Raw genomic sequence first — 17,533 nt, forward strand, 5'->3', positions numbered from 1 at the left:
CCTACCATCCGCCCATGTCCGACGCCGCCGACAGCGACAACCTCCTCGCGGCCGAACGCGCCCTGCACGCCGCGCAACTCGCCTCGGACGTGCCCACTCTTGACCGACTCATCGACGACGACGTGCTCTATGTCGGGCCGGACGGCTCCATCGCCACGAAGCACGACGACCTCGAAGCGATCCGCAGCGGCCGACAGGTTCTCACCCGTCTCGAGGAACGGGACCTGCGAGCCCGGACCATCGGGTCGACGGGACTGACCTGGTCCCTCCTGGGCATCGAGGGCTCCGTCAATGGCCAGCCGGTCGCGGCCACGGTCCGCTACACCCGTGCATGGGCCCACGAGAAGAACGCGGGATGGCGCGTGGTCGCAGCACACGCAACCGTCCGGTTCCGCGACCGGTCGGACCAGGGACGATGGTCCCGACGGTTCCCGGCGAGGTCCCGCCGTCGCGCGGCCGCCGCTGGATCCGAACAGGTCGATGCTTGACAGTGGGAGCAGCGTTGACGCCGTGAATGTGGACCCGGGCGCGACCCGCCTCATCCCCTACGCCGGCGATGGCATCCGCGTACTCGGCGAGAGCGAGGGCGTGGCGCTCTGCGAGCTCACGGTCCCGCCGCACTTCGCCGGGCCGCCGCCCCACATTCACCACGGCTTCGACGAGGCCATCTACGTGCTCGAGGGTGCGCTGACGATGGTCAGGGGCCGGTCCGAGCCTGAGCTGGTGCCTGTCGGCGGCCTCATCCTCGCGCCGAAGGGAGAGCGACACACCTTCGCCAACCCGACCGACGAGCCTGCTCGGGTCCTCGGGGTGTGGAGCCCAGCGAGTGCACTGGAATTCATGGAAGAGATCGGCGCCGCCCTGCCCGCGTCGGGCCCGCCCGACCCGACCCGTCTCGCCGAGATCTACCGGCGCCACGACAGTGAGATCAGCCCCTAATCCGCGCCCGGCAACGTCACCGGAAGACAGGTCGATCTCGCCGCCGCGGACGGCGGCATTGCTCGGCCTTCTCCGGTAGGCGCCGAAAGACCACCGACGCTGCCGTGGACGAATCCGCCGAGCCGATCGGATCAGTCGCCCGCGAGCAAGATTCCGCCCCAGTCGCTCGGGTCCACGTCCGCGTAGGTCTCGGTGAACGTCCACCGGTGCCCGAACGGGTCCTCCAGCTGGTACTGCGTCTCCCCGTACTCGAAGTCGGCCGGCTCCATGGTGATGCGTGCGCCGCAACTCCTCGCGGTCTCACAGTGCTCGCGCAGGTTGTCGATCCTGACCATCACCGAGGCCGTCACCGCTCCCTCGCCGGCTGCTCCCCGAGGGTCGGCGCCGCCCCGTGGCTCGGTGACGATGACCGCCGCACCGTCGCCGACGTGGAGTTGGGACCGGTGGGCCTCACCGATACGAAGGCGTTCGACGAAGCCGAGCGCTTCGGTGAGCCACGCTACGGCGGCTCGAACATCGGGGTAGACGAGCACCGGCATGACCACGGCGTCAGGAACCGACCGATTTCGGCGCATCGCATCCCTCGCTACACCCGTCAGTGTTCCAGGATCGCGACGACGTTAGTTCCACTGCGCCCGGTATGGGCGGGCCGTCGGCGATCGCTTCACCCGTGAGGGGTGACGTCGGCTCACCCGCCGCCGCCTCACCCGTCGGCTAGGAGGGCGTCCAGGGCCCGGACACGAAGTCGTTGGCGCGGGTCGGGCAGGGATCCGACACCGTGAGGAGGTGCAGGCCCGCTGCGTCCACGGTCGCCCGGTAGAGCCCGGCTTCACCTGCGCACGGGGCTCCCGCGGCGCTGGTGAACGTGACCCGCTGCGAGGAGTCCTGGGCGATCGTCCCGGGGATGCGCTGCTGCGACGCGGTGTTCGTCTGCGTGTAGCTCGTCCCGTTCTCGATGGTCAGCGTCTGGGGCCCGCTGGGCGTGATGGCGTTCCGGTAGGTGCCCGGGGGGATGACGGTCACCGGGGCAGATGGCGGGCCGCCGCCGGAAGGCGCGGAGCAGGCACCCAGGACGAGGAGCCCCCCGAGCAGGAGCGCCCGCCGCCCCCTCGATCGGTGCACGCCGGGCGCGGGGCCGGTCCGGGGACGCGTCAAGGGGGCTCCCTGCTCGATCCGCTCGATCGGTCAGTCCCACCGGCAGGCGAGGACTGCCGGAGGAGTCTGGGCACCCGCGCCGTCGGGAGCCTCACCCGCGGAAGATGAATCGCACGGGGAGTCCGTCCGGCGGCAGAGGCCCGGCCATCGTCGGGCAGTCACCGCTCGCCGAGGTCGTCGACGTGTCGGTCCGTGCCGGGAACGGTGGGGACGAAGGGGCTGGCGAACTCCAGGTAGCCGAGGCCACGGTCATCGAGCGCGTCGCGGTGGGGGGCGAAGCGTTCCTCCCAGTCCTCGCGTGGATCGTCGTGGACGAACCACAACAGGCTGATCCGCTCGTCGGCGGCGTCGCCGTAGGCGCTCGGGACCCGCGCGGTCTTCCTCGACACGGCCTCGGGAAGATCGGCGTCGAGGCAGACCAGACACAGCTCCGCGCCGGCCGGGCCCAGTCGGCTCGGGATGACGTCGTGGCGCAGGTCGTCCACCAGGGCCTGGCGGCTCTGTCCGGCGGCGGTGCGCACGACCTCGAGGACGACCCCCGCGAAGGGGTGGTCCAGGGCGTGGATGTCGAGCGGCCCGGGCTCGTGGGGGGCGGCGTAGACGACGCCGGCGTAGGGCTGCAGCCGGCTGAACACGTGGCGGCGGCGGATCGTGTCGACGTACATCCTCCCCTCTCCCGCGAGGCGGGCGATCGCCTCGCCCAGGACCTCGGCGGTGTCGTCGACCTGCCCGCGCGCGAACAGGTTGAGGTGCAGGAACCGGCCCGCCTGCGCCGGTTGGAAGGTCGAGTTCTCGCGCGCGTAGCGCAGGGCCTGGTGCTCCCGTGGGCAGACCCACCGGCGACCCGCGAAGATGCCGGGCAAATTCATTCCGCCCGCGTAGAAGTGGTCGTCGGCGTACCACTGGTGGAACGCCACCTCGTGCCCGTCCTCGGGCTCCATGACACTCACCCACACCGCCCCGATATGGACCTGCTGGTTCCGCAGCCGTCCCCGCGACGCCGGGCCGGCCGGGTCGTCCGTGTGCACTCGCTCGTCCTCGCTTCGTCCGGGGTCGGTTCGACGTCAGGGTTCGGCGCGGGAACCCAGCAGCGCGTGGATGCCGGCGGAGATCGTGGCGGCGTCCGCGGTGTCGGGCCAGTGCCGCGCGAGGTGTCCCGCGGGGTCGACGAGGTAGGTGATGGCGGTGTGCGGCACGGCATAGCCGTCCGGGTCCTGCGGGTCGGCCCGGCGGCGGGCGAAGACCCGGAACGCAGCCTTCGCGGCCTCGACCTGTTCGACGGTCCCGGTCAGGCCGGTGAAGCGCGGGTAGGCCGTCGTCAGGAAGGCCTTCATGACGTCGGGGGTGTCCCGGTCGGGGTCGACGGTCACGTAGAGCGGGCGGACGCGCCCGGCGTCGTCACCGACCTCGTCGAGGGCGGCGGTGAGCTTCGTGAGCGCCCGGGGGCAGACGACGCGGCACGAGGTGAAGCCGAACTGCACCAGCAGCCAGGAGCCGCGGAAGGTCCCGGCGTCGACGGGGCAGCCGTGGTGGTCGACGAGGTCGAAGGCGACCTCTCCGGGGACGCCGGTGGGGGCGCTCACGGGACGAGTTCGAGGTCGTGGGCGGGACCTCCGGGCACCTCGACGGTGACGGTGCCGCCACCCGTCGTCGGGACCTCCTGCCCGTCGAGGCGCAGGCGTGCGCCGTCGGGCACGCGGTCGATCACCACCGCCGCGTCCGCGCCGTCGCGGCGGCGCAGCCGGGCGTGCAGGACGCCGTCGACGACCTCGGCGCGGCTGACCTCGACGTCGCGCCCGACCTCGGTGAGCGCGGGCTCGGCGAAGTGCTCCGGGCCCCACGGGTCCTGGTACAGGCGGTGGAGCCCGTCCGGGACGTCGAGCCGGGCGTAGCCGAGCAGCACGTTGCCCGTCATCGGCTCGATCTCGGTGCGGTTCCCGTCGGCATCGGTCGGGGTGTCGTTCCGCGGGTAGTGCAGCGCGCCGTCGCGCCAGGTGGGGTTCATGAAGCGGTCGGCGTGGGCGAGGATGCCGTCGAGGGCGGCCCGGTCGCCCATCTCGGCGGCCCAGGCCGCGACCCAGCCGACGTCGCAGGTGTCGCTGACGACGGCCTGGCCCATGACGTTCATGGCGGGCGTGGACCGCACCGAGATCGTGCCGTCCGGGCCGGGGATCAGGAAGTCGGCGACCTGGCGCGGGTAGTGCTCGTGGACGAAGTCGCGGTTCCAGGTGTTCATCACCGCGCCGCACCAGGCGTCGATCCAGGGCGCGGTCAGCGCGTTCGGCCGTACGACCCGCGAGTCCTCGAGGATCATCTGGTTGTAGTGGCCGGTGTCGTCGAGACGGCCGAAGTCGGCCCAGGCCCGCTGGTAGCCGGCGACGACCTCGTCGGCGCGCTGCCCGCCGGTGAGCATGTCGTGCAGGCGGAACCCGAGGATGGCGGGCTGGTTGCAGATCTGGAACACGCAGTTCGGCTCGCACGCGATCCCGAGGTAGCCGTTCTGGTGCGACGGCGGTGGTGGTGAGCGTGGCGACCCGCCCCGGCAGCCTGGTCGTCGCCGTCACCGACGACGGCGTCGGGATCGGCGCCGACGGCGCGTCCGGGATCGGGCTGACCTCGACCTCCGTCGCGGTCCGGCGCCTCGGCGGGAGCCTGCGCGTCCTCCCCGATCCCCACGGCGGCACGACCTGGCGGCTCGAGCTGCCGTGCTGAGCGCCGTGCGCGTGCTGATCGTCGACGACCACCCCGTCGTCCGCGAGGGGGTCGCCTCCCAGCTCGCGCGGCACAGCGACATCCATGTCGTCGGCCACGCCGCCGACGGTGCCGAGGCGACGGCGGCCTGCGCGCGGGAGCGACCCGACGTCGTGCTGCTCGACGTCCGACTCCCCGACGCCCTCGCCGCGGACCTCGTCCCGCGACTGCGGCGGGCCTCACCGAGCACCCGCGTGCTCCTGTTCACGGCCTTCCCCGAACACTCGGCCGTCGCCCCGTCGCTGGCCGCGGGGGCGGTCGGTCTGCTGGTCAAGGACGCCTCCGGCGCCGCCCTGGGCGCCGCCATCCGCGACGTCGTCCGCACCGGCGCCTACCGCAGCGGACTCACGGCGTCCGCGGACGCACCGCTGACCCCGCGCGAGTACGACGTGCTGCGGCTCGTCGCCTCGGGCCACACCAACACCGAGATCGCCCAAGAGCTCGTGCTCTCCCCGAACACCGTCAAGACCTACCTGCAGAACGTCATGCGCAAGCTCGACGCCCGCAACCGCGCCCAGGTCATCACCAACGCCCGGGCCCACGGCCTGCTCTGAACCGCTCGCGGCCACGTCCCGCCCAGACCTTCGGCAGGTCCACTGGTGGGATCCGACGGCGCCGTGCGGCCGCGGCGCCGAACATCGTCGCGCGCCGTCGTAGGAGCTCGTCATCCACGCTCCCGACCCTGCCGCCGGGCCCGGGCGGCGGCGTGACCTGATCGACAGCCGTCTTGCACGGCTTCACAATGGAACGCTACCGTTTCGTTCCGAAACGCTCGACCACCTAGGAGGCCAGCCATGAAGTTCCTCTTCGACGACACCTCGTTCTCGTTCGAGACCCTGCGCGCCACGAGCTACGCCTACGCGGCGGGCGCGGAGGTCGGCGAGGTGATCGTGACGGCGGACCACATCCCCGACGGCGACGAGCGGGCGTGGTCGACCGAGTGGGCGGCGCTCGCCACGCGGGTCGAGCAGACCGGGCGGACGGCTCTGGCCGCGGGCCACCGGGTGAGCGCGCGGGAGGCGCTGCTGCGGGCGTCGAACTACTACCGGGTCGCGGACTTCTACCTCCGCGAGGACCCCGCGGGCGATCACGAGCACTCGCTCGGGCTGGCGCGCAGCTCGCAGCGCACCTTCGCGGACGCCGTGCCACTGCTCGACACGCCCGCCCGCTACGTCGACGTGCCCTACGAGGGCACGACCCTGCCCGGCCTGTTCTTCACCCCCGACGACAGCGGCCGGCGCCGCCCGACCCTGCTGTTCCACGGCGGGATCGACTCCACCCTCGAGGAGCTCTACTTCGCGGGTGCCGCCGGAGCGTTGCGCCGCGGCTACAACGTGCTGGCCTGGGACGGCCCCGGCCAGGGCTCGAACGTCCGGGAGAAGGAGCTGTACTTCCGTCCCGACTGGGAGGCGACGGTCACCCCCGCCGTCGACCTCGCGCTCACCCTGCCCGAGGTCGACGGCGACCGGCTCGCCCTCATGGGCATGAGCCTCGGCGGCTACCTCGCGCCGCGGGCCGCGGCGTTCGAGCCCCGGCTCGCGGCCTGCGTCGCCTACGACGGTGTCTGGGACCTCCACGCCTCGCTGACGAACCTCTTCGCGCAGGCCGCGGACCTGCCCGGCGGGCTCGACCAGCTCCTCGCCGAGAGCACCATCTCCCGGTGGGCGGCGCGCTGTGGCGTGTGGAGCTTCGGCGTGTCGAACGTCGACGAACTGGTCGAGGCGTCGAAGGTGTGGACCCTCGACGGCGTCGCCGAGCAGATCACCTGCCCGACCCTCGTGCTCGACGCCGAGGAGGACCAGTTCTTCAAGGGGCAGGCGAAGCAGCTGTTCGACGCGCTCACGTGCGAGAAGGAGTTCATCTTCTTCTCCTCCGCCGAGGGAGCCGGCCAGCACTGCTCCGAGGGCACGCTGCTGCTGCTGGCCCAGCGCACTTTCGACTGGCTCGACCAGGTACTCGGCCACGACGCCTGACGCGACCGGTCAGCGCCCCGGCCGGGCCGCGGCCACGCCGGCGCACCGGCGTGGGCCGGCGCGGTGGTCGTCGCTGTCGCAGGGCTTCGAAGATCTCTAGCATGACCAGACGTGACGGAACCGCTCCCCCTCGAAGAGTCGGTGCCCAATGCCGCGCGGATGTACGACTACCACCTGGGCGGATGCCACAACTTCGAGGTCGACCGCGCCGCCGCGAGGCGCACCGAGGAGGTCATGCCCTGGGTCGCCGCGGCGCTGCGGGCGAACCGGGCGTTCCTCGGGCGGGCGGTGCGGTTCTGTCTCGCGGCCGGTGTCCGGCAGTTCCTCGACCTGGGCTCGGGCATCCCGACCGTCGGCAACGTCCACGAGATCGCCCACCGGATCGACCCGGACGCCCGCGTCGCCTACGTCGACCGGGAGCCGGTCGCGGTCGCGCACGCCGCGTCCATCCTGCGTGAGGTCCGCACCGCCTCGATCACCCACGCCGACTTCTGCGACGTCGACGCCGTCCTCGCTGCCCCGGGCGTCCGCGACCTGCTCGACCTCACCGAGCCGGTCGCGCTGCTGCTCGTCGCCGTCCTGCACTTCCTTCCCGACGACGACGCCGCGGCGGCCCTGATCGCCCGCTACCGTTCTGCCCTGCTCGGGGGCGGCCTGCTCGTGATCAGCCACGCCACCTCCGATCACGATGCCGACAGTGCCGAGGCCGCGATGGGCACCTATCGGTCCACCGACTCGCCGGTGCTGACCCGCACGCACGCCGAGGTGGCTGCCCTCTTCGACGGCGCCGACCTGGTCGACCCGGGACTCGTCGACGCCACGGCATGGCGTCCCGACACCGCCACCGGCGGCCACCCGGGCTTCTGGGCAGGCGTTGGGACCCTGCCCCCCGTCCGCGATACCGCCGTCACCAGGCTCGACACTCCTGACCCCGCCCTCGGGTCGCCCGAGCGCTGACTCTGCACTCGAACGGCCCACTCGAAGATGTGGTTGGCCGGCGAGGCGCACCGGGCCCGCAATCATCGCTTGATGTAAGTGGGCGCCCGCCCACATACTGGCTGCCGTCGGGAGGAGCCGTCCATGAGCAGCCGGGTCGAAGAGGGGCCGTCGCGCCGGCCCGCCGTCCTCATGGCGGTGGGGCTGGGGTGGATCGGCGGGCACTTCACCGGCCCCGGGCCACTCCCCGATCAGCTCCTCGTCGCCGCGGCGCACCTGCTGCCCGTCGCCCTCGTCCTCCTCGCCGTCGCCGACCTCGCTGCGCCCGACGTCGGCGGCGCCGGCCGCGCGCGGCGCGGTGTCGTCGTGCTGACGGGACTGGCCGCGGCGATCAAGCTGACGACCGGCCTCGTCGTGATCTGGGCGATCGGCCACCCCACCGGCTTCGGCCCGCACACGGTCGCCGACTGGATCCCGATCGGGTTGGCCAACGCCGGCGGCGGGCTCTGGCTGCGCGAGGTGCTCTTCGGCCGCGCCCGGGCCCGGGCGTGACACGGCGGCTGCCACAGGCCGAGCGCCGCGTGGAGATCCTCGCGGCCGCCCGACGCCTGTTCGCCGAGCGCGGCTTCGACGCCACCACCACGCGGGAGATCGCGGCCGCAGCGGGTGTCAGCGACGCACTGATCTACCGGCACTTCGCGAACAAGGAAGACCTGCTGCGCGGCATCGTCGACGACGGGATCGCACGGTTCTCCGCGATGGCCGGAAATCCACCGGGCGAAGTGACCCCGCGCGACCTCCTCGAGCACCTCGGGACCGCGTTCGTCACAACCTGCTCCGAGCAACTCGACCTGCTGGTCCTGCTCGTCAGCCAGCAGCACGTCCTCGGCGACGACACCCGCTTCGTCGAGTTCGTGCACCGGGCCGCCACAGGCCTCGGCCACAAACTCGCACCCGACGACCCCACCCGAGGCTACCTGCTCGCCCGCTCGTTCATGGGCAGCCTCGTCGCCTACGTCCTGCTCCAGCACCGGCTCGGACTCGACCGGATCCACCACGTCGACACCCACGACTACATCCACACCCTGGCCGCCGCGACCGCGCCCACACAGGACCAACCGTGACCGCCGCCGCCATTTCGCGTGTCGGCCGACGATGGGAACCTCTCGTAGTTCTCCGCGACGAACGGGCCCTCCGCCGCCGACCACGGCACGGTGGCTGGCACCAGCCCCAGCATCGCGGGCCGTGAGGTAGCTCAGTCGCGGTCCGAGACGAGTCGGCGCGGATTTGCTCAGCTCGCCGGGCCGCTACGGGTGCAGCGGGTCTGCCCGGTCACCGTCGTGGTCACCGCGGGGACAGCGGGGCGTGGTCAGGTCGCCATCGGGTGTGCGGCGAAGAAGTCCCAGATCGTGGTGGTCGCGTCGAGCGCGGTCGAGGGCGGGTCGGCGGCGCCGCGCCCGCAGCGTGCGTTGCACGCCGCGCCCGGCCACTGGTGCCCGGCGCCCGCGATCGTGGTCAGCTCGACCGCGCGACCTCCCGGGCACGTGGCGACCGTGGTCGTGACGATCCCGTGGGTGGTCGTGATCGGCGGCGGACATCGGTCGACGGTTCGCCAGTCGCCGATCAGCGTGGGTATCGGTGGACCGGTGATGTGGTTGATCCCCGAACCGGGCGTGCCGTCGTAGGGAATCCGGGTGTCCGCCGTGCCGTGGAGGTGGGTGACCGAGAGCGGATGCGGGTCCGGGCAGGGGCCGAGCAGCGTCGCGGAGTCCGGGCCCACGGCGGCCAACAGCGAGGTCTCGCACGCCAGCCGGTAGGACATCATGCCGCCCTCGGAGATGCCCGTGGCGTAGATCCGGCGCGGGTCGATGCGGAGCTGCTGCTCGATCCTCGACACCATCGCCGTCAGGAAAGCGACGTCGTCGCTGCCCACCCGCCCGGCGGCCCCGCAGCAGCCGCCGCCGACCGACCACGAGCCCTGCCGACCCTCGGGGTAGGCCACGACGACACCGTCGCGGTCGGAGATGCCGTCCCAGCCGTAGGCGCGTTCCGCGCCGGCGGCCGACCCGCCACCACCGTGGATCATGACGACCAGAGGGAGTGCCGCACCCGCCGGGGCGTGCGCGGGCCGGTGCAGCAGATACGTCCGGGAGACTCCACCCACCACGATGTGCTCCGTCGTCGCGCTCGACGCCGGAGCCGCCGGGCTCGCAGCACACCCCGCCGCCAGCACCGCGATCACGACGACCACCAGCCACGCGGTCGGGTGGACGCGCTGGAGTTCCCGGGTCGAGGACACGGCCGGACCGTAGGTCGCCGACGCCGCTGGTCCCCAGTCGTCCCACTCGCGGTCAGCGAATCCTCAGACTCCCCCGGCGTGCGGTTCGCCTGCGTCGCCTCGACCGACGCCACCTCAGCTCCGCGACCGGGATCCCGGTCTCTGCGGCGCGCTCACAGGCCGAGGTGGGCCAGGTCGGCTTCGACGTGTCCGGCGATGGCGGCGTGCCCGGCATCGGTGGGGTGCACGCCGTCGCCCCCGAGGGCGGCGCGGCTGGCCGCCGGGTCGTCGAACCAACGCTCAGCCAGGGGGTCGAGGAAGGAGACGGCTTCGGCGTCGGCGGCCGCCTTGACCGCGTCGCGGGTGACCGCGGCCTGCGCCGGGGGCCCGGCGTGCAGCCACATCGGACCGATCGCGACGATCCTGGCCGCGGGCAGGGCCGCCTTCAGGTCGTGGAAGAGCCGGGTAGCGGCGGCACGCACCTGCTCGGGTGGGGTCAGCAGGTCGTTCCGCGAGCCCTGCACGAGCACGAGCCTGGTCCCGGGCACGGTGGCCCGACCGAGCTGCGCCGCCTCGAACGGGGCCTTCCCCGGGCCGGGGTTGGTGTAGCCGGTGCCACCGACGGCGGTGTCGGTCACCGACCAGCGCCGGTCGCCGCCCAGGATGCTGGTCCAGTTCGCGGCGCCCAGCCCGCCGTACGGGGTGCCCGCGCTGACGCTGTCTCCGATGACCGAGACCAGCGTCGGGGTCGTCGTCAGGGCCGCTGCGGTGTCGGCGGCGGAGCGGACCGGGTCGGGCGCGCGGTGGGCAGCGAACAACACCACGGTCGCAGTGACCGCGACCGCGAGGACCGCGACGGCGGCCACCAGCAACGACGGCACCGACCGGTGCCGCTGCAGGAGACGAGTGAGGCGACGGAGTCGGACGGGCCGGCCAGGCATGCGGGGTCCTCATCATGAGAGGTGGTCACAGGGCTGTGTGCCACGGCGCTGGCCCACGGCGCCCATCGAACGAACCGCCACATGTGTAGACCATGTAGCCCAACTCGGACGGGTGACGGACTGACCGAGCAGGCCCTCGCCGCAGCGAACGGCCACTCCTCCCGCGCCCTGCGCTACCGACGCCTCGGGAAGCCTCGGGAAGCCTCGAGGACCTCACCGCCCCACCCCGCTGCGGGCCTGTCTGGCCCGGCCCGCGGGACACCCGCCGGTTGACACGTCCTCGAAGTGAGGTGAGCCTACCCATCCACGGGCGGCGATCGGGAGTGGAGGGAGTGGGCAGGTGGGCGAGGGACAGACGCTGCTGTTGGGGCTCATTGCCGGCGTGACGATCCTGCTGGGCCTGCCGTTGGGACGTCTTCGATCCCCGGGGCCCCGGACACGCGTCGGACTCAACGCCTTCGCGGTCGGCATCCTGGTCTTCCTGCTCTGGGACGTCCTGAGCCACGCGTTCGAGCCGGTCGACACCGCCCTCGCCGCCGCGCACGACGGCTCCGGGGGGCTGGGCCCGGTCTTCGGATACGGCGTGCTGTTCCTGGCCGGGCTGGCCGCGGGGTTCGGCTCACTGGTCGCGTACGAGGCGTGGCTGGGTCGCGGGGAATCCACCTCACGAGGAGGCGGCGATCGCGCCGCGGGCGCGGGCGCGGGAGGTCCCGGGGCGATGGCCGCCGCCGAGGTCCCCGCGCGCGCCCGGGCCTGGTCCCCCGCGCGGCGACTGGCGCTGCTGATCGCCGTCGGTATCGGACTGCACAACTTCGGGGAGGGCCTTGCCATCGGCGGGAGCGCGGCCACCGGGGAGATCGGGCTGGCGGTGCTGCTGGTCATCGGCTTCGCGTTGCACAACGGCACCGAGGGGTTCGGCATCGTCGCTCCGCTCGCGGCCGCCGGGGAACGGCCCGGCTGGGGGTTCCTGCTGCTGATGGGCCTCATCGGAGGCGGACCCACCTTCCTGGGCACCGTCCTGGGACACCAGTTCACCAGCGACGCCCTCAGGGTGGTGTTCCTGACCCTCGCCGCGGGATCGATCCTCTACGTGGTCCTCCAGCTGGTCGGCGTGGCCAGCCGCAGCCAGCAGCGCCACCCCCTCTACCTCGGCGCGTTCGCCGGACTGGCCATCGGGTTCATCACCGACATGATCGTCACCGCGGGCGGCGCCTGAGTCGTGTCCGTCTCGGGGCGCTCGCGTCCCCGGCACCGTCGTGACCCGGCTCTCCTGGTCCGGAAGAAGCGAACGCGGGCCTCCGGTCTCGAGGCGATACGGGTGCGGCGCGCACGGTGACCTCGCGCAGCACCTCGGCCACCAACAGTGCGGGCCGCAGCCCGAATACCGCGAGCGTGAGCCGGCGCAGAGCAATGCCGCTCCTCGTCGGGCGACAGGACCGCGACCCGTCGCCAGCGCGGAAAGGGAACAACACAGATCGACGGAGCCCGGCCCCGGCGGGTGGCAACTCGTTCGGCCTGACACGCGCCGTAGAGGGCGGTCCAAGTTCTCGCATTCAGAGTGCAACGGATCCGCAGTGCAGCTGCGAGCGGAAAGAGGGCACGCAGCGGTTCTCGGTGGTCAGCGCAGGTGTTGGTCGAACCAGGTCATCGCCTGCTGGTAGGCCTGGGTCGCACCGGGGAGGCTGAACCGCGCTCCGGTGTCATTGAAGAACGCGTGGTCGACTCCGGGGATCACGACCATCTCGTGGGCGACGCCGGCCGCGGCCAGTGCCTGGTCCAGGGGCTGGATTCCGGCGTCGACCCGCTTGTCCAGGGCAGCGAAGATCCCGAGTACCGCGGCCCTGGTGCCGGTGAAGTTCGGGGATTGCGGGGCCGGGCCGTAGAAGGGCACCGCCGCTCGCAGCGTGGGGGCGCCGGCCTCGAGCAGCCGCCACAGCAGACCTCCGCCGAAGCAGAACCCGATGACCCCCAGCGGCACGCCGGGGTTGCGCCGACCCAATTCCTCGACGCTGCTCTGCAGATCGGCGATCAGGTCGGCCTCCGGTGCCGCCGCCAGGGCCGCTGTCGCGTCCGGGACCGCCGCTGTTCCCCCGGACCGGGACAGCAAGTCGGGCGCGAGGGCGGTGTACCCGTCGCCGGCGAGTCGACCGGTCACGGCCTTGATGTGGTTGGTCAGTCCGGTGTTCTCGTGGATCACCAGCAGCGCGCCGCGAGGAGCCGCCGCGACCGCGTAGCCACCCGTGATCGTTCCGGCCGGGCCGGGATAGCTCACCGGCGTCGTGCGGGCGAACGAGGCGGCGACGTCATAGCCGGCCTGTCCAGGGGCGGCGGGCCCGGTGGGCGGGGGCGGTGGTGTCGACGGCTCCGAAGCGCAGGCCGCCAGCAGCGATGACGCCGCCGCGGTCGAGAGCCCGAGCAGCCCGAGCCGCCGGATCGCCTCGCGGCGCGAGAGCAGCCCATCGGCTTGGTCCAGGGCGATCTCGCCGGCCAGGTAGTCCCCCAGTGCCATGCCGTGGACCTTAGATGCGCCGCACGGGGGCCGCCGCTCGTCCATCGCGGCCGGGCGCACAAGCACCGCTGGAGGCGTCCATCGAGGGAAAGAAGCCGGGAAAAGCGCCAGGGGCTGGAAGCAGCGCCGGCAGAGCCCCACGCTCGGTGGCCGCCCGGTTGACGAGGTGCGCCCTGTCCCGTTCTTTGCCGAGCGTTGGGCGTAGGTCAACGAGGGGAGCATCGCTCCCCGTTCACCGTTCCCCAGCTCTCGCAGGGTTCTTTGGAGGCTTCTGGCCTAGCGACCTCGAGCGTCTTCAGTCGTCGTCGGCCAGCGAGATGGAGGTCGAGATGTCCGAGCTGGGCGTGCACCGCTCGGCACGCCGACGGGCGCGCTCCTCTTCGTCCACCGGCACCTCGCAGGCTCTGCGTGCCGTCAGGCCGGAGACCTGGGATGGACGCCGCGGCCGCCGCAGTCCTCAGCCGTGGAAGTTGCGCCGATAGGCCGATGGCGACACCTGCATCACCGCGCGCATGTGCAGGCGCATCGCCGCCGCAGTTCCGAAGCCGCATCGCGCGGCGACCGCGTCGACGCCCAGCTCGGTTGTCTCGAGCAGCTCGCGTGCCCGCTCGAGACGGCGCGCGAGCAGCCACTGCGCGGGCGAGGTCCCGGTCTCCTCCCGGAAGCGGCGCGACAGGGTGCGGGTGCTGATCCCCTCCTGATCGGCCAGATCACGCAAGCTCAGTGGGTGACCGAGATGCTCTAGTGCCCAGCTCCGCGCGCGAGCCGTCCCCGCGACGCCGTCCTCCACCACGGGACGCGCGATGAGCTGGGCCTCCCCGGCCTGGCGGTGCGGCGGCATCACCACGCGACGAGCCACGACACCGCCCACCGCCGCGCCGTGGTCGCTTCGCACGATGTGCAGGCACATGTCCGCCGCGGAGGCGACCCCGGCCGAGGTGAGAACGTCGCCATCGACGGTGTAGAGCACCTCCGGGCGCACCCGCACTGCGGGGAAACGCTCGCGGAACGCCGCCACTCGAGCCCAGTGAGTGGTGGCGTCCCGGCCGTCGAGCAGCCCTGCCGCGGCCAAGAGGAAAGCGGCGGTACAGATCGAGGCCAGGCGCGTGCCAGGTCGGACGCGGCGCAGTGCGGCTGTCATCGCGCTCTGTTCAGCGTCCGAGACACTCACCGCGTCGCGATCAGTCGAGGCCACGATGACCGTGGACACCTCGCCGAGCAGCTCCGGTCCACGCTCGACCCTCAGGCAGAAGTCCCCGTCCGTGCGGACCCAGCCCGCCTCGAGAGCACACGTCGTCACCTCGTAGAACGGTCGGCCCTCGGCGTCGCGGGCCTCGCCGAACACGCGATGCACGACGCCCAGCTCCATGGCCAGAACGCCATCTCGAACCAGGACCGCGATCCGATGCCGCTCCATGGCTCGATCCTTCCACTCCCTGTCCCGATGACCGCTCGTGCCGAACAGAAGAACGGCCGATCCTGCTCTCGTGCTTCCCACCTCGGCCCGAGAACTGATCCTCAGCGGGACAGCCCTCGCCCACATGACGACCCTGAACCCCGACGGCTCACCCCAGATGAGCGTGGTCTGGGCGGGCCTGGACGGCGACCGCATCATCACCGGGCACTTCGGCCGCTACCGCAAGATCACCAACCTTCTCCGGGATCCACGGATCGCCCTGTCGTTCGCCGGCCCGACGCCGCTGCCCAACGGGATGCACCCCAACCTCGTCGTCTACGGAGACGCCGAGATCAGCGACGGTGGCGCCGCCGAGCTGGTCGGACGTCTGGCCAAGGTCTACATCGCCCCGGACTTCGACTACTCCATGCCGCCCGGGCCGCCGCCCGGGTATGTGATCACCACTACCGTGCGCCGCATCGCCGGTGTCGGACCCTGGATGGACGCATGAGCGCTCCAGCGCCGGGACCCGGGCGTCGCAGCATCGGCGACATCACCCCGAAGCTCGCCGAGCTCACCGACGACGTGCTCTACGCCGACGTCTGGGAACGTCCCGGCCTGAGCAAGCGCGACCGCAGCCTCGTCACCGTGGCCGCACTCGTCGCGCTCTACCGCGCCGACGAGCTGAACCTGCACCTCGGGCTGGCCCTCGACAACGGCGTCACCGCCGACGAGCTCACAGAACTCATCACCCATCTGGCCTTCTACACCGGCTGGCCATGCTCGGTGACCGCAGCCAAGCAACTGCGCGCCATCCTCGCCGATCGCCCGGAGAACGAGGCCTCCCGACCCTGAACGACCCCTACCCCGACAACGCCCGGTGGGCACGAGCAAAGCTCGACTCCTCGTGGCGGACGAGAGATGGGCCGGACACCGCAGTTCAGCTCGCTGCGCGACGACGCCTCGCCCCGACCGCGCCCTTTGTTGTCGGCCGGAGAATCCGGCGCAGGGCCCATTTCCTGCACCGAGGGCCCGAGAGGGTGTTCAACCAACGTTCGCAACCGCGTCATCGATCCTCGCGAGAAGGTGGCGCCGGCGAGCGTGGGCGGCCGTGGGCGTCCGGGGCCGAGTCCAGGGAAGGGGCGTGCGGCGTGGCCGCCAGGGTCGATCATGTTGTGGTTTTCGTGCAGGAGAACCACACCACCGACAACTACTTCCGATCCATGCGTGCCTGGGGAGCCGACGTCGCGGCGGACTGGCCGATCGGGCCCAACCCGCCCACCGCGGACCACCCTCACAATCGTGGCGCCTACGCGACGTGGCTGGCCGCCCAGGAGCGTGGCGACTCCTCGACGGCGGCCGTGCACACCCAGTTCGACACCGACAAGGTCCTCCCGTTCTATGCCTACCTGGCCAAGACCGGAGCGTTCCTCGAGCATCACTGCTCGGGATTCGGCACCAATTCCACCCCGAACCACCTGCTCATCGTGGGGGGCCAGACACCGACCCTGCGCAACCCCTCGCAGCACGCGCCGGCGCCGATCTGGGACATGCCCTCGCTGCTCGGCCACACTGAGGACCACGGACTGACCTGGAAGGCCTACACCGGCAAGCAGGGCTACCCGGTGTCGTTCTACCAGCAGCTCAAGGGCTCACCGAACATCGTGCGCAGCGACCAGATCGCCGCCGACGCCGCCGCGGGCACGCTGCCGACGTTGTCCATGGTCTGGCACGACAGCCCCGACGACGAGCACCCCACCGCCGATGTCAGCCTCGGCCAGGACAAGGTGTGGGCCGCCGTCGACGCGATCGCCACCGCCGGCCTGTGGGACACCACCGTCTTCCTCCTGACCTGGGACGACTGGGGCGGTTTCGACGATCACGTCGTCACCCCGAACCTCGAGATCACCCCCGACGGCGTGCAACTGGCCTACGGCCCACGGGTGCCGCTGCTGATGTTCGGAGGCCGGGTCCCCGCCGCCATCGATCACCGATGGAACTCCCACGTGAGTATCGGGCGCACCGTGCTCGACCTGCTCGACCTGCCCGACCTCGGGGTGCCGCGACTGGACAAGGCGCCCTCCCTGGCCGACCTCGTCGCCGACTCCCCGACCGTGCCGGCCCCGCCTCACCCGGGCAGCGCCATCACCCAGCCCACGCCCCCCAACCCCAGCCCGCCCCCGGTCACGCCGCCGCTGCCCACCGGCCAGCCCACCGCCGTCGGCCCGGTCGTTCTCCGCGACGGCAGCACCCTGCCCGCCCCCGACGACCAACCCGTTCACCCCGCAAGCACCCCCACCCACGCCACCTCAACCCACCCCGGACCGTCAGGTCGACGTTAGATCGGGTGGTCGTAGAGCGCGTGTGTCCCCTTGAAGCGCCCCGGCTGTGGTGGAGGCTCTGATCCCACGGGAAGGNGGGGGTCGTGCCGGCGCCGAGGAAGTTCACTGAGGAGATGCGGGAGCGGGCGAAGCGGATGGTCCGCGAGGCCCGCCAGCAGGAGCCGGGGTTGTCGGTCAACGCGGCGTGCAAGCGGATCGGGCCGCAGCTCGGTATCACCCCGGACACCCTGCGGGGCTGGTTCCGCCAAGCCCAGGTCGACGACGGCGAGGCCCCGGGGACGACGACCACGGAGTCCGAGGAGATCAGGCGGCT

Annotated in this window: 21 protein-coding genes and 1 pseudogene; 13 read left to right on the plus strand and 9 right to left on the minus strand. The window is 72.1% G+C overall.

What is annotated here, in order from left to right; all coding sequences use genetic code 11:
* The first annotated feature begins 14 nt into the window (after positions 1-14).
* Together A3CO_RS31840 and A3CO_RS0112570 are read left to right on the plus strand one after the other, a co-directional pair.
* Positions 15-488: a nuclear transport factor 2 family protein gene (locus A3CO_RS31840; RefSeq protein ID WP_084681791.1), complete on the plus strand. Its 474-nt coding sequence runs from the start codon at positions 15-17 to the stop codon at positions 486-488.
* Between the two features lie 22 nt (positions 489-510).
* Positions 511-939 (plus strand): cupin domain-containing protein, encoded by a 429-nt coding sequence (locus tag A3CO_RS0112570; RefSeq protein ID WP_245561495.1) that lies wholly within the window; start codon positions 511-513, stop codon positions 937-939.
* A 131-nt stretch (positions 940-1,070) separates the two neighbouring features.
* Here the strand turns inward: A3CO_RS0112570 and A3CO_RS0112575 are convergent, their stop codons facing one another.
* From A3CO_RS0112575 to A3CO_RS31845, 5 genes and pseudogenes are all read right to left on the minus strand, one after another.
* Positions 1,071-1,478, minus strand: coding sequence for a VOC family protein (locus A3CO_RS0112575; protein WP_245561496.1), 408 nt, complete (start codon positions 1,476-1,478; stop codon positions 1,071-1,073).
* 175 nt (positions 1,479-1,653) lie between these two features.
* Positions 1,654-1,962, minus strand: coding sequence for a hypothetical protein (locus A3CO_RS0112580; RefSeq protein WP_018332609.1), 309 nt, complete (start codon positions 1,960-1,962; stop codon positions 1,654-1,656).
* A 290-nt stretch (positions 1,963-2,252) separates the two neighbouring features.
* Positions 2,253-3,035, minus strand: a complete 783-nt coding sequence (locus A3CO_RS0112585; RefSeq protein WP_211214462.1) for a hypothetical protein — start codon at positions 3,033-3,035, stop codon at positions 2,253-2,255.
* Positions 3,036-3,158: 123 nt separating this feature from the next.
* Complete coding sequence (locus A3CO_RS0112590; protein WP_018332611.1) at positions 3,159-3,677, minus strand: SCO family protein; 519 nt, start codon at positions 3,675-3,677, stop codon at positions 3,159-3,161.
* Positions 3,674-4,585: pseudogene (locus A3CO_RS31845) on the minus strand (linalool dehydratase/isomerase domain-containing protein); the annotation flags it as partial. The gene A3CO_RS0112590 and the pseudogene A3CO_RS31845, both read right to left, overlap by 4 nt.
* Before the next feature lie 35 nt (positions 4,586-4,620).
* Between A3CO_RS31845 and A3CO_RS0112600 the strand changes: the two are divergent.
* From A3CO_RS0112600 to A3CO_RS38065, 6 genes are all read left to right on the plus strand, one after another.
* Positions 4,621-4,806, plus strand: coding sequence for a sensor histidine kinase (locus tag A3CO_RS0112600; protein ID WP_157647495.1), 186 nt, complete (start codon positions 4,621-4,623; stop codon positions 4,804-4,806).
* Positions 4,800-5,399, plus strand: a complete 600-nt coding sequence (locus A3CO_RS0112605) for a response regulator transcription factor (protein WP_018332614.1) — start codon at positions 4,800-4,802, stop codon at positions 5,397-5,399. Before A3CO_RS0112600 ends, A3CO_RS0112605 begins: the two co-directional genes overlap by 7 nt.
* A 240-nt stretch (positions 5,400-5,639) precedes the next feature.
* The gene (locus A3CO_RS0112610) at positions 5,640-6,818 is read left to right on the plus strand and encodes an alpha/beta hydrolase family protein (RefSeq protein ID WP_018332615.1); all 1,179 of its coding nucleotides are present in this window, start codon (positions 5,640-5,642) and stop codon (positions 6,816-6,818) included.
* A 111-nt stretch (positions 6,819-6,929) separates the two neighbouring features.
* Positions 6,930-7,775, plus strand: a complete 846-nt coding sequence (locus tag A3CO_RS31850; RefSeq protein ID WP_211214463.1) for an SAM-dependent methyltransferase — start codon at positions 6,930-6,932, stop codon at positions 7,773-7,775.
* A 123-nt stretch (positions 7,776-7,898) separates the two neighbouring features.
* Positions 7,899-8,306, plus strand: a complete 408-nt coding sequence (locus A3CO_RS38060; protein ID WP_018332617.1) for a hypothetical protein — start codon at positions 7,899-7,901, stop codon at positions 8,304-8,306.
* Between the two features lie 29 nt (positions 8,307-8,335).
* Positions 8,336-8,878, plus strand: a complete 543-nt coding sequence (locus A3CO_RS38065; protein WP_018332618.1) for a TetR/AcrR family transcriptional regulator — start codon at positions 8,336-8,338, stop codon at positions 8,876-8,878.
* Between the two features lie 245 nt (positions 8,879-9,123).
* Here the strand turns inward: A3CO_RS38065 and A3CO_RS0112630 are convergent, their stop codons facing one another.
* The gene (locus tag A3CO_RS0112630) at positions 9,124-10,053 is read right to left on the minus strand and encodes a CE1 family esterase (RefSeq protein ID WP_018332619.1); all 930 of its coding nucleotides are present in this window, start codon (positions 10,051-10,053) and stop codon (positions 9,124-9,126) included.
* A 152-nt stretch (positions 10,054-10,205) separates the two neighbouring features.
* Positions 10,206-10,973, minus strand: a complete 768-nt coding sequence (locus A3CO_RS31860) for an SGNH/GDSL hydrolase family protein (RefSeq protein WP_084681783.1) — start codon at positions 10,971-10,973, stop codon at positions 10,206-10,208.
* A gap of 340 nt (positions 10,974-11,313) precedes the next feature.
* On the opposite strand from A3CO_RS31860, the gene A3CO_RS0112640 reads away from it, so the two are divergent.
* Complete coding sequence (locus tag A3CO_RS0112640) at positions 11,314-12,189, plus strand: ZIP family metal transporter (protein ID WP_018332621.1); 876 nt, start codon at positions 11,314-11,316, stop codon at positions 12,187-12,189.
* Positions 12,190-12,591: 402 nt separating this feature from the next.
* On the opposite strand, the gene A3CO_RS0112645 is transcribed toward A3CO_RS0112640, so the two are convergent.
* Both A3CO_RS0112645 and A3CO_RS0112655 read right to left on the minus strand, forming a co-directional pair.
* Positions 12,592-13,482, minus strand: a complete 891-nt coding sequence (locus A3CO_RS0112645; RefSeq protein WP_018332622.1) for a dienelactone hydrolase family protein — start codon at positions 13,480-13,482, stop codon at positions 12,592-12,594.
* Between the two features lie 457 nt (positions 13,483-13,939).
* Positions 13,940-14,899 carry a GlxA family transcriptional regulator gene (locus tag A3CO_RS0112655; protein ID WP_018332624.1) on the minus strand — a complete coding sequence of 320 codons (960 nt, stop codon included), beginning with the start codon at positions 14,897-14,899 and terminating at the stop codon, positions 13,940-13,942.
* Positions 14,900-14,969: 70 nt separating this feature from the next.
* Between A3CO_RS0112655 and A3CO_RS0112660 the strand changes: the two genes are divergently transcribed.
* The 4 genes from A3CO_RS0112660 to A3CO_RS0112675 form a co-directional block, all read left to right on the plus strand.
* Positions 14,970-15,389, plus strand: a complete 420-nt coding sequence (locus tag A3CO_RS0112660; protein ID WP_033414344.1) for a TIGR03618 family F420-dependent PPOX class oxidoreductase — start codon at positions 14,970-14,972, stop codon at positions 15,387-15,389.
* Entirely contained in the window at positions 15,386-15,733 is a 348-nt protein-coding gene (locus tag A3CO_RS0112665) for a carboxymuconolactone decarboxylase family protein (protein ID WP_018332626.1), read from the plus strand. Before A3CO_RS0112660 ends, A3CO_RS0112665 begins: the two co-directional genes overlap by 4 nt.
* Positions 15,734-16,053: 320 nt before the next feature.
* Entirely contained in the window at positions 16,054-17,220 is a 1,167-nt protein-coding gene (locus tag A3CO_RS0112670) for an alkaline phosphatase family protein (RefSeq protein WP_018332627.1), read from the plus strand.
* 83 nt (positions 17,221-17,303) lie between these two features.
* Positions 17,304-17,533 (plus strand): transposase (locus A3CO_RS0112675; RefSeq protein WP_018332628.1); only part of this gene is annotated, 230 nt, incomplete at its 3' end.

The organism is Actinomycetospora chiangmaiensis DSM 45062 (assembly GCF_000379625.1).
Classification (GTDB): Bacteria; Actinomycetota; Actinomycetes; order Mycobacteriales; family Pseudonocardiaceae; genus Actinomycetospora; species Actinomycetospora chiangmaiensis.